Source organism: Noviherbaspirillum sedimenti (assembly GCF_003590835.1).
GTDB lineage: Bacteria > Pseudomonadota > Gammaproteobacteria > Burkholderiales > Burkholderiaceae_D > Paucimonas > Paucimonas sedimenti.
Window position 1 is genome coordinate 835,840 of record NZ_QYUQ01000002.1, and the last position, 11,022, is coordinate 846,861.

The 11,022-nt window shown below is 61.5% G+C and carries 10 protein-coding genes; 1 reads left to right on the plus strand and 9 read right to left on the minus strand.

The genetic code is table 11. The features are described 5' to 3' along the window. The first annotated feature begins 49 nt into the window (after positions 1–49). The gene (locus D3878_RS03960; protein ID WP_119784296.1) at positions 50–1,261 is read left to right on the plus strand and encodes a cyanophycinase; all 1,212 of its coding nucleotides are present in this window, start codon (positions 50–52) and stop codon (positions 1,259–1,261) included. Positions 1,262–1,298: 37 nt separating this feature from the next. Here the strand turns inward: D3878_RS03960 and arfB are convergent, their stop codons facing one another. From arfB to dapC, 9 genes are all read right to left on the minus strand, one after another. Continuing rightward, positions 1,299–1,709, minus strand: a complete 411-nt coding sequence (arfB, locus tag D3878_RS03965) for an alternative ribosome rescue aminoacyl-tRNA hydrolase ArfB (protein ID WP_119784297.1) — start codon at positions 1,707–1,709, stop codon at positions 1,299–1,301. A 9-nt stretch (positions 1,710–1,718) separates the two neighbouring features. Further along, positions 1,719–2,555, minus strand: a complete 837-nt coding sequence (locus D3878_RS03970; protein WP_119784298.1) for a Rossmann-like and DUF2520 domain-containing protein — start codon at positions 2,553–2,555, stop codon at positions 1,719–1,721. A gap of 591 nt (positions 2,556–3,146) precedes the next feature. Beyond that, complete coding sequence (locus D3878_RS03980; protein ID WP_119784299.1) at positions 3,147–5,156, minus strand: ATP-binding cassette domain-containing protein; 2,010 nt, start codon at positions 5,154–5,156, stop codon at positions 3,147–3,149. Further along, positions 5,153–6,052: a 50S ribosomal protein L3 N(5)-glutamine methyltransferase gene (prmB, locus tag D3878_RS03985; protein ID WP_119784300.1), complete on the minus strand. Its 900-nt coding sequence runs from the start codon at positions 6,050–6,052 to the stop codon at positions 5,153–5,155. The genes D3878_RS03980 and prmB overlap by 4 nt, the downstream gene beginning before the upstream one ends. A 104-nt stretch (positions 6,053–6,156) precedes the next feature. Next, a complete protein-coding gene (dapE, locus tag D3878_RS03990; RefSeq protein ID WP_119784301.1) occupies positions 6,157–7,284 on the minus strand; it encodes a succinyl-diaminopimelate desuccinylase in 1,128 nt (375 codons plus the stop codon). Between the two features lie 4 nt (positions 7,285–7,288). Next, positions 7,289–7,645 (minus strand): ArsC family reductase, encoded by a 357-nt coding sequence (locus D3878_RS03995; protein WP_119784302.1) that lies wholly within the window; start codon positions 7,643–7,645, stop codon positions 7,289–7,291. Between the two features lie 19 nt (positions 7,646–7,664). Further along, on the minus strand, positions 7,665–8,795 hold the full coding sequence (locus tag D3878_RS04000; RefSeq protein WP_119784303.1) for a PilT/PilU family type 4a pilus ATPase: 1,131 nt from the start codon (positions 8,793–8,795) through the stop codon (positions 7,665–7,667). A gap of 67 nt (positions 8,796–8,862) precedes the next feature. Beyond that, positions 8,863–9,702 (minus strand): 2,3,4,5-tetrahydropyridine-2,6-dicarboxylate N-succinyltransferase, encoded by an 840-nt coding sequence (gene dapD, locus D3878_RS04005; protein WP_119787689.1) that lies wholly within the window; start codon positions 9,700–9,702, stop codon positions 8,863–8,865. Between the two features lie 32 nt (positions 9,703–9,734). Then, positions 9,735–10,946: a succinyldiaminopimelate transaminase gene (gene dapC / locus D3878_RS04010; RefSeq protein WP_119784304.1), complete on the minus strand. Its 1,212-nt coding sequence runs from the start codon at positions 10,944–10,946 to the stop codon at positions 9,735–9,737. Between the last annotated feature and the right edge of the window lie 76 nt (positions 10,947–11,022).

The following is an 11,022-nucleotide window of genomic DNA, read 5'->3' on the forward strand; positions in this document are numbered from 1 at the left end:
GCGGGCAATCCATGCCCTGCCGCCCATCCGTGCCGGGAGTGACCTGACCATGACTTCGAAGCTGTCTTTTATTGCCAATCTGGCGGCCCGCTGGCTTTCGTCCCTAAGCCTGGCGCGTTTCGGGGTGGGAGCTGTGCTGGCGGCAACGCTTGGCGTCGCCAGCGCGGAGAAACCCTACAGCTATTTCGTCACGCCCGAAGGTGGCGGCGGGCCGGCGGAGGAGGCGAAAATTGCGCCGCCATCCACTTCGTCGATCGTGCTGATGGGCGGCGGTCTCGATGTCGACGAGGCATTTCGCTGGATGATTGCCAGGGCCGGCATCAAGCCGGGGACGGGCGGACGCTTTGTCGTGATCCGCGCCACGGGCACCGACGCTTACGATCCATATATTTACTATAGCGATGCGAACCTGACGACATCGAAAACCATCGCGGATCAATGGGTCGGCGGCGCATCGCTCGGACTGACTTCGGTTGAAACCCTGGTGATCCCCAGCGTTGCCGCAGCAAACGATGCCTTTGTCAACGCCGTGGTAGGCAAGGCCAACGCCGTCTTCATTGCGGGCGGGGACCAGAGCGATTACATCAGGTTTTGGAAGGGAACGAGGCTGGATGGGACGCTGCAGGAGTTGATGCGAAACAACGTGCCGATTGGTGGCACCAGCGCCGGGCTGGCCGTCCTCGGGCAGTTCGACTTTGCCGCATTCAAGGGAACGGTCAGCTCGGCCCAGGCATTGTCCGACCCCTACAATAAATACATGACGCTGGATCCCAACCCATTGAGCCTGACGGCGGGATTCCTCGCCTCGCCATCCCTGGCGAACACGATACTGGACTCGCATCTCGACAGCCGGGATCGCATGGGGCGGCTGATCGCACTCCTTGCACGGCTGGTTGCGCCGGTTTCCAGCTTCGGTTGCCCGGGAGGGATACTCGCGGCGGGCACAAGCAATGTTGGCGCCGCGCGCGGCATCGGTGTGGGCGTCGAAACCGCCTTGCTGGTGCAGGGGAACAAAGGCAGCAACGCCGTTACTGCGCGCCGGGTGACGAATCCGTCCACGACGACACAGAGCGCCGTCTATTTCGTCCGGCCGCTCATTCCGCCAAGCGTGTGCGCGCCGGGGCAGCCCTTGACCATGCTGAATGTCGAGATCAAGAAGCTGGCGGACTCCAATACCGTTTTCAACCTGTCGGACTGGTCTGGCGTGCCAGGCTACCACGTCGACGCCTATGCCGGCGCGTTGACCTCTTCCCCGTATTGAAATTCGGCCAGTTCACGGTTCTTGCAATCCTGCGAGGCTACTCGACAATCTTGCCGCGCAGGGATTTCACCCTGCCGTGGATGAGTTTTCCTTCCACGCGCTTTAGCTGTGAGCTGCGCGTCGGCCTGGTCGGCTTGCGTACCGGCGGCAGCGCCGACACGCTCTCGACGAGCTCCTGCAGGCGCTGCAAGGCGTCGGCCTTGTTTTTTTCCAGGCTGCGCGACTGTTGCGCCTTGATCACCACCACGCCGTCCCTGGTGATGCGCTGGTCATTCAGTTTGCGCAGCCGTTCCTTGTAATGCTCTGGCAGCGAAGAGGCGCCGATGTCGAAGCGCAGGTGCACGGCGCAGGAAACCTTGTTGACGTTCTGCCCGCCCGGCCCTTGTGCGCGGATCTGGCTGAATTCGATTTCATTTTCCGGGATGGCGATAGGGTGGGAGAGCGACATGGATCCATTTTACTGCTTCGGCGGCTGGCGCCGGGCGGCGAGTTCGGCCGTCAATTGCATGAATTGCCGGTACAGTTCGCCATGCGCCGGGTTGGCCGCCGTCACCGCGTGCCACTGTGCGTTGGCGGTGGCCATATCCCCGCGCGCAATCGGTCCGGTCAGCGCCGCTTCCGGGCCCATCCGGAAAACATTTTCCATCGTTTCACGTACCAGCGGCGCCATCATCTGCAAGGCGACATCGGGCGCGATGCCGGCGCGGCCATACGATTGCGTGGCGACGTCCAGCAGGGTCACCAGGTAGTTGCTGGCAAAGACGGCGGCGGCATGGTAGTGGATTTTCGCGTCAGCCTGGAGCGGCACCAGTTGCGCACCGATGGCGCTGAAGGCCTGGTCTAGCACCGCCAATGCGCGCTGGTCGCCTTCCATGCCGCACCAGGTGCCGGCGAAATCCTGCACCACTCGCTCCGGCGCGGCAAAACTGCGGATCGGATGGATGGAAGCAGTGGCAGCGCCCTGGTCGATTGCCGGCCGCAGCGCAGAGGAGGGCAGTGCGCCGCTGCAGTGGAACACGATGGCGTCGGCCGACAGCAGGCCGGTCTGCGCCAGCGCCGCGCAACTGGCCACGATCTGGTCGTCGGGGGTGGCAATCAGATAGACATCGGCGGCTTGCAGGCTGGCGTAATCGCTGATTGGCTGGCCGGCGCCGATGAAGGCTGTGGCGCGCCGGGCGCTTGCCGGCGACTGGTTGAGCACGTCTTGCAAGCGGAATGCCTGGTGCTGGGTCCACAACTTGCCGAGGGCTTTGCCGACACGTCCGGCGCCGATGATGGTGAGTGTTTTTTGCAAGGGAAGTCTGGCCTTATTTGTCCTGATTCATGTCCTGATCCATGCTTGCAGCAGTGGGGCTTGGGCGCAATTCAGGGGTGTTGAATCGTTGTGCATCAAGTCAGCGCAAATAAGGAGGATTGTCAGGATTGTATCAATTTTATAGCTTGATTACTGGAAACCAGAACGAACTTCGCGCAGCTTTATCTAATGAAAAAATGGGTACAAGAAACCGGCAAGGCCGGGCAGGAGGGAGCAATCACATGTTTGAATAAGAGGGAATCTTATGAAAACCATGCAGAGTCTTTCATTACATATTGGTGCTATGGCACTACTGTTGGGATTGAGTGCCTGTTCCGGCATGTCGACGTAGGACCGCAATACGGTCATCGGCGCTGGTGCTGTGGGTGGCTCCGTGTTAACGGGGGGCAGCACCGGCGGTACCATCGGCGGTGCTGCAGTTGGCGGCATCATCGGTCACGAAATCAGCAAACCCAAGAAATGAGGGCCAACGATCGCCGAGAATAAGCAGGGAACAAAGCGCTTGGGCAGGCGCTCGCTGTTACGCGCTGTTACGCGCTGTTGCGCGCTGTTGCGTACTGTTGCGTACTGTTACGCGGATGCCTGCTCGAGCGCTTCCTGCTGTTCCAGCCACTCCCCTTCGAGCTGTTCCAGTTCCTTGGCGTAATACGCCTGGTCGGTTAGCAGGACTTTCAACTCCTTTTTCTTGGCGACGTCGTAGATTTCCGGATCCGCCAGTTTTTCATCGACAGCCGCCTTTTGCGCGGTACGCTTGGCGATCTGCTCTTCCAGCTTTTTCAGCTTGGACTCGATCGGCTTTTTCAGGGCGGCGAGACGCTGGCGGTCTTCCGCTTCGGCACGCTTCTGTTCGCGCTTGTCGACGCTGGACGCCGCCGGTGCCGTAGTTGCTACCGGCGAGGCAATCTTTGCCGTGCTGCTGGCGGGCGGTAGTGCTGCCGCTTTTGCCTTGTCCTTGTTGGCGCTGGCAAGCTTGGTCTTGAACAGCCAGTCCTTGTAATCGTCGAGGTCGCCATCGAAGGGCTGCAGCTGGCCGTCGGCGACAATGATGAACTGGTCGGTGGTGGCGCGCAGCAGATGGCGATCATGCGACACCACCATCAGGGTACCCTCGAATTGCGCCAGCGCTTCAGTCAGGGCTTCGCGCGTTTCCAGGTCCAGATGGTTGGTCGGTTCATCCAGCAGCAGCAGGTTGGGCCGTTGCCAGACGATCAGCGCCAGCGCCAGGCGGGCCTTTTCACCGCCGGAAAAGGGCGCGATCTTGGCCGTCACCATGTCGCCCGGGAAGTTGAAGCTGCCGAGAAAATTACGTAATTCCTGTTCGCGCGTGGTCGGCGCGATCTTGACCAGATGCCACAGCGGCGATTCGTCATGGCGCAGCATTTCGACCTGGTGTTGCGCGAAGTAGCCGATGTTCAAGCCCTTGCCGAGATGCGCTTCACCGGTCAGTGGCGCCAGCTCGCCGGCAATGGTCTTGATCAGCGTCGATTTGCCGGCGCCGTTGACGCCCAGGAGACCGATGCGCTGGCCGATCTGCAGCGAGAAATTGATGCCGGAGACGATGGTCTTTTCGGTGACGCTGTAGTCTTTCTCGCTTTCGATGCGGTAGCCGGCGTTGACATCTTCCATCACCAGGAGCGGGTTCGGCGCGGAGAGCGGCTCGCGGAATTCGAATGAGAATTCGGCGGCGGCGCGCAGCGGCGCGGTTTCTTCCATGCGGGCCAGTGCCTTGACGCGGCTTTGCGCCTGCTTGGCCTTGCTGGCCTTGGCCTTGAAGCGTTCGATGAATGATTCAAGGTGGGCACGCTGGCGTGCCTGCTTTTCCATCATGCCTTGCGCCAGGATCATTTGCGCTGCGCGCTGGCGCTCGAAGGCGGAGTAATTGCCAGAGTAGCGCTTCAACTTGCGCTCGTCGATATGCACGATGACATTCACCACACCATCGAGAAAATCACGATCATGGGAGATGATGACGAGGGTGCCGGCATAGCGCTTCAACCAGTCTTCCAGCCAGATGATGGCGTCGAGATCCAGATGGTTGGTCGGCTCGTCCAGCAGCAGCAGGTCGGACGGGCACATCAGCGCCTGCGCAAGATTGAGGCGCATGCGCCAGCCGCCGGAAAAACTGGCGACGGGTTGCTCCATCTGTGGCATCGAAAAGCCCAGGCCCAGCAGCAGCTGCTCGGCGCGCGAGCGCACCGTGTAGGCGTCGGCATCGGCCAGCGAACTGTACAGCTCGCCGATCAGGGTGCCGTTGTCGGCACTTTCCGGCTGGCTTTCCAGGTAGGCCAGTTCGTCCTCGAGGCGGCGCAGGGTGGTGTCGCCGTCGATCGCATACTCGATGGCGGGGCGGTCGAGCGCCGGGGTTTCCTGGGCGACGTAGGCGACGCGCCACTTGGCCGGGTAATCGATTTCACCCTGGTCGGCGTGCAGTTCGCCGCGCAGCATGGCGAACAGGCTGGATTTGCCGGCGCCGTTGGAGCCGATCAGGCCGATCTTGTCGCCCGGGTTGAGGGTAACGTCGGCGGATTCGAACAGCGGCTTGATGCCGCGCATGAGACTGACTTGCTGAAAACGGATCATTTCTTTTTCTTTGCTTGCAATTGTTCCCTGGTCACCAGGAACACCATATCGTCGCCCGCCGAGGTGGACAGCCAGGTCAGTTCGAGGTCGGGAAAGGCGGCTTCGGCATGCGCGCGCTCGTTGCCGATTTCGACCACCAGGATGCCTTGTGGTTTCAGGCGTTCGGCGGCACCGGCGACAATGATGCGCACCAGGTCCATGCCATCGGCGCCGCCAGCCAGGGCGATCTGCGGCTCGCGCATGTATTCGCCCGGCAGCCTGGTCATCGATTCGGCGTTCACGTAGGGCGGATTGCTGACGATGATGTCGTATAGCTTTTCCGGCAACTTGGTGTACAGGTCGGATTCAAGCAGCGTGATGCGCTCCTGCAATTCGTAATCGCCGATATTGCGCTGTGCCACCGCCAGCGCGTCGGGCGAGATATCGACTGCATCGACGTGGGCGTTGTGGAAGGCGTCGGCCAGCATGACGGGCAGGCAGCCGGAGCCGGTGCACAGGTCGAGGATGTCGGTGACTTCATGCGGTACGGCGACCCACGGCGAAAAATAATCGGGGATCAGTTCGGCGATGAAGGAACGCGGCACGATGACGCGCTCGTCGACATAGAAGCGGTAGTCGCCGAGCCAGGCTTCGTGGGTGATGTAGGCGGCCGGCAGGCGTTCGGTGGCGCGCTGCTCGATGACACGGATGGCGTTGGCGACTTCCTCCGGCAGCAGGCGCGCATCGAGGAAGGGATCGAGCTTGTCAAGCGGCAGCTTAAGCGTATGCAACAGCAAGTAGGCGGCTTCGTCGAAGGCATTGCTGCTGCCGTGTCCAAAAAACAGGCCGGCATCGTTGAAGCGGCTGACCGCATAGCGCAGCAGGTCGCGCAGGGTGGAAAAATCGTTCGGTGTCATTGAGATAATTACTTCAAAATAGCGTCAAGCACGCAGGATACTGCGAAAAGCAAAGCAGGGCGCATCGCGATGCGCCGCAAGAATGGCGTGGCAGGCCGGCGACTTTACAGCAAAAGGTTTTCCAGCGTCTTGCGGTAGATATTCTTTAGCGGATCGATATAGCGCAATTCGATATGCTCGTCGATCTTGTGGATGCTGCCGTTGGGCGGGCCGCATTCGATGACTTGCGGGCAGATTTGCGCGATGAAGCGGCCATCCGAAGTGCCGCCGGTGGTCGACAGCTCGGTTTCCAGGCCGGTTTCATCGCGGATGGCGCGCGCCAGGGCGTCGCTCAGTTCGCCGCGCGGCGTCAGGAAGGGCAGGCCGCCGACGGTCCATTGCAGGCTGTATTCCAGGCCGTGCCTGTCGAGGATGGCATGCACGCGTTGTTGCAGGCCTTCTACCGTGCTGGCGGTGGAAAAACGGAAATTGAAATCCACCATCACTTCGCCGGGAATGACATTGGTGGCGCCCGTGCCGGCGTGGATGTTGGACATTTGCCAGGAAGTCGGCGTGTAGTACTCGTTGCCGTCGTCCCATTTTTCGGCGGCCAGCGCGGCCAGCGCCGGCGCGGCCTGGTGGATCGGGTTGCGCGCCAGGTGCGGGTAGGCGATGTGGCCCTGGATGCCCTTGATGAGCAGCTTGCCGGACATGCTGCCGCGCCGGCCGTTCTTGATCATGTCGCCCAGCTGGTCGACCGCGGTCGGTTCGCCGACGATGCAGTAGTCGAGCTGTTCGCCGCGTGCCTTGAGCTGCTCGCAGACCACCACGGTGCCATCGGTGGCCGGACCTTCCTCGTCGCTGGTGATCAGAAAGCCGATCGATCCCTTGTGGTCGGGATGCGCCTGTGTGAACTCCTCGACGGCGATCACCATGGCCGCAATCGAGGTCTTCATGTCGGCGGCGCCGCGGCCGTACAGCTTGCCGTCGCGATGGGTTGGCGTAAACGGATGGGATTGCCACTGTTCCAGCGGGCCGGTCGGCACCACGTCGGTGTGGCCGGCGAAGACCAGCAGCGGTTGCGCGGTGCCGCGGCGCGCCCACAGGTTGGTGACACCGCCGGAAGCGATGGTCTCGCAGCGGAAGCCCAGCGGGGACAGCAGTTCAGCCAGGCGATCCTGGCAGCCCTTGTCTTCCGGAGTAACGGAGGAGAGGGCGATCAATTCTTCGGTCAGGGCGAGCGTTTTGCTCATAAGATCAGGGTTTCTCGAAAATGTGTTGATAGCTGGCGTCGGCAAAGCCGACATGGGTGCGGCCGTCCTTGACCAGCACCGGGCGCTTGACGATGGAAGGCGCTTCCAGCATCAGCGTGGTGGCGCTGGCGGCATCGAAGATGGACTCCTTGCGGGCCTCGTCCAGGCCGCGCCAGGTCGTGCCCTTGCGGTTGACCAGCACATCCCAGGCGACATCCCTGAGCCAGCCGGAGACCAGCGCTTCGCTGATGCCTGCTTTTTTGAAGTCGTGGAAGACGTAGGGAATGCCGCGCGCATCCAGCCAGGTGCGGGCTTTCTTGACCGTGTCGCAATTGGGGATGCCGTAGAGGGTAATGCTCATGGGGGTAATGCTCATGGTTTCAGACGTTCAGCGTGAATTCGGTGAAGTTGGCGCCATCGTCCTTCTGCTCTTCCTTTTGCATGCTCTTGTCGGAGGCTTCGTTGTTCAGCAGCCAGTACAGGTTGGTGGCGGAATCGGCGTAGGCGAGGGCATCGTCCTGGCTGACCAGGCCTTCCTTGATCAGTCCCAGCAGCGCCTGCTCGAAGGTTTGCGAGCCGGGCGACATGCTCTTCTCCATCGCTTCCTTGATCTGGCCGATTTCGCCGTCCTCGATCAGCTCGGCGATGTGCCGGGTGTTCATCAACACTTCGACTGCGGGGAGTCGCTTGCCATTGGTGGCAGGTACCAGCCGTTGCGAAACGATCGCCAGGATGGTCGATGCCAGGTCCTGCAGCATGGCCTGGCGTGTTTCCAGCGGGAAGAAGCCGATGATGCGGTTAAGCGCCCGGTAGCTGTTATTGGCATGCAGCGTGGTCACCACCAGGTGGCCGGACTGCGCATAGGCCAGCGCCGCCGACATGGTTTCCTTGTCGCGGATTTCGCCGATCAGGATGCAGTCCGGCGCCTGGCGCAGGGCATTTTTCAAGGCAATGTTCAGGTTGTTCGAATCGACGCCGATCTCACGCTGGTTGACGATGGACTTCTTGTTCTTGAACAGGAATTCGATCGGGTCTTCCAGCGTCAGGATATGGCCCGCCATGGCATTGTTGCGATGGTCCAGCATCGAGGCAATCGTCGTCGATTTGCCCGAGCCGGTGGCGCCCACCACCAGGATCAGGCCGCGCTTTTGCTTGATGATGTCGGCCAGCACCGGCGGCAGGTGCAGCGTTTCCAGTTCGGGAATCGTGCCGGGAATGTAGCGGAACACCGCCGAAATGGTGCCGCGCTGGCGGAAGGCCGACAGCCGGAAGCTGCCGACACCCGGCACCGGAATGCCCAGGTTCAGTTCATTGTTCTTGTCGAGTTCGTCGAGCTGCGAAGGCGCAAGCACCTCCGCCAGCAGCGACATGATCGCGCCATTGTCGATTTTTTGCTGGTTGATCGGAATCAGGTTGCCGTTGATTTTCAGCTGGATCGGCGAATTCACCGCCATGAACATGTCGGAGGCGGATTTTTCCTGCATCAACTGAAACAAGCGATCCATTGCCATGGTTGTTCTCCCTGGTGGTTTTATTTATTCAACGGCAGACTGCTGATCCGGATAAAAAAGAAGCAAATTACGCGTCGCGCAGCAATTCGTTGATGCCGGTCTTGGCGCGGGTCTTGGCGTCGACGCGCTTGACGATGACGGCGCAATACAGGCTGTACTTGCCATCGGCCGAGGGCAGGCTGCCGGAGACCACCACCGAGCCGGACGGCACGCGGCCATAGCTGACTTCGCCGGTGGCGCGGTCATAGATCTTGGTGGACTGGCCGATGTACACGCCCATCGAGATCACCGAGTTTTCCTCGACGATGACGCCTTCGACGATTTCCGAGCGCGCGCCGATGAAGCAGTTGTCTTCGATGATGGTCGGGTTGGCTTGCATCGGTTCAAGCACGCCGCCGATGCCGACGCCGCCGGACAGGTGGACGTTCTTGCCGATCTGCGCGCAGGAGCCGACGGTGGCCCAGGTATCGACCATCGCGCCTTCATCGACGTAGGCGCCGATGTTGACGTAGGAAGGCATCAGCACGACGTTCTTGCCGATGAAGCTGCCGCGGCGGGCGACCGCCGGCGGTACCACGCGGAAGCCGCCCTTGGCGAAGTCTTCGGCGGTGTAGTTGGCAAACTTGGTCGGTACCTTGTCGTAGAACTGCATCGAGTTTGCACCATTCGCGCCGGCCGGCATCGGCACATTGTCTTCCAGGCGGAACGACAGCAGCACGGCTTTCTTGATCCACTGGTTGACGTTCCAGGCGCCGTCAATTTTTTCGGCGACGCGCAGAGAACCCTGGTCGAGTTCACCCAACACGTGGGCGACGGCGTCGCGCACTTCGGCAGGGGCGGATTTCGGAGAGAAATTGGCGCGGTCTTCCCAGGCTTGATCGATAATTTTTTGCAGTTGCTGAGTCATGTTGGTATCTGTCTTGTTCAATGGTGGAAAAATCAGTGTGCCGCCAGCTTGCGGGTGAATTCGACGATGCGCTGCGCGGCTTCCAGGCATTCCGCAGTTTCGGCGACCAGCGCCATGCGGATGCGGTTTTGTCCCGGGTTGATGCCGTGCGCCTCGCGCGCCAGATAGCTACCAGGCAGGACCGTCACATTATATTCGGCATACAGGCGTTTGGCGAAGTCGACGTCCGAGATCGCCGCCAGCTTGTCCACCTTCGCCCAAAGGTAGAAGCCGGCATCCGGCAGGGCGACGTCGAGAACTTCCGCCAGCAGCGGAGTGACTTCGCGGAACTTCTGGATGTACTTGGCGCGGTTTTCCTGTACGTGCGTCTCGTCGCCCCAGGCGACTGCCGATGCCGACTGGATCGCCGGCCCCATGGCGCTGCCGTGGTAGGTACGGTACAGCAGGAATTTCTTGAGGATGTCGGCGTCGCCGGCGACAAAGCCCGAACGCATGCCGGGCACGTTGGAGCGCTTGGACAGGCTGGAAAACGAAATCAGGCGCGGGTAGCCGGCGCGGCCCAGCTTGTGAGCGGCTTCCATGCCGCCCAGCGGCGGCTCGTCCTTGAAATAGATCTCGGAATAGCATTCGTCGGAGGCGATCACGAAGCCGTAGCGGTCCGACAGGTCGAACAATGCCTGCCAGTCGTCCAGCGACAGCACGGCGCCGGTCGGATTGCCCGGCGAGCACAGGTACAGCAATTGCACGCGCGCCCACACTTCCGCCGGCACGCTCTGGTAATCCGGCGCGAAATTGCGCGCCGGGTTGGAATTGATGTAATAAGGCTCGGCGCCGGAGAGGTAGGCGGCCCCTTCATAGATCTGGTAGAAGGGGTTGGGGCACGCCACCAGGGCGTCACCGCGGCGCGGGTCCACCAGCGTCTGCGCCAGCGCGAACAGGGCTTCGCGCGAACCGGTGACCGGCAGCACTTGCGTGGCGATATCCAGTTTCGGCAAGCCGTAACGGCGCTCCAGCCAGCCGGCGATCGCTGCGCGCAGGGCTTCGCTGCCGGCGGTGGCTGGGTAGGCAGCAAGGCCGTCGAGGCTGTCGGCCAGCGCCTGGCGGATGAATGCCGGAGTGGGGTGCTTGGGCTCGCCGATGCCCAGGCTGATGGGGCGGTAGGCCGGGTTCGGCGTCACGTCCGCAAACAGCTTGCGCAGCTTGTCGAAGGGGTAAGGTTGCAGTTTGTCGAGAAGTGGATTCACAGCGAAGGCGGGAATAGATTGATAACAAAACGCCAATATGCAACGGCGCGCACAGAAGTGCAGCATTATACCGCTC

What these genes read in the sequence shown, in the direction of transcription:
- dapD (WP_119787689.1), bottom strand. Translation starts at nt 9,702, where the DNA reads ATGACTCAGCAACTGCAAAAAATTATCGATCAAGCCTGGGAAGACCGC.
- dapE (WP_119784301.1), bottom strand. Translation starts at nt 7,284, where the DNA reads ATGAGCAAAACGCTCGCCCTGACCGAAGAATTGATCGCCCTCTCCTCC.
- D3878_RS04000 (WP_119784303.1), bottom strand. Translation starts at nt 8,795, where the DNA reads ATGGCAATGGATCGCTTGTTTCAGTTGATGCAGGAAAAATCCGCCTCC.
- arfB (WP_119784297.1), bottom strand. Translation starts at nt 1,709, where the DNA reads ATGTCGCTCTCCCACCCTATCGCCATCCCGGAAAATGAAATCGAATTC.
- D3878_RS03980 (WP_119784299.1), bottom strand. Translation starts at nt 5,156, where the DNA reads ATGATCCGTTTTCAGCAAGTCAGTCTCATGCGCGGCATCAAGCCGCTG.
- D3878_RS03995 (WP_119784302.1), bottom strand. Translation starts at nt 7,645, where the DNA reads ATGAGCATTACCCTCTACGGCATCCCCAATTGCGACACGGTCAAGAAA.
- D3878_RS03960 (WP_119784296.1), top strand. Translation starts at nt 50, where the DNA reads ATGACTTCGAAGCTGTCTTTTATTGCCAATCTGGCGGCCCGCTGGCTT.
- prmB (WP_119784300.1), bottom strand. Translation starts at nt 6,052, where the DNA reads ATGACACCGAACGATTTTTCCACCCTGCGCGACCTGCTGCGCTATGCG.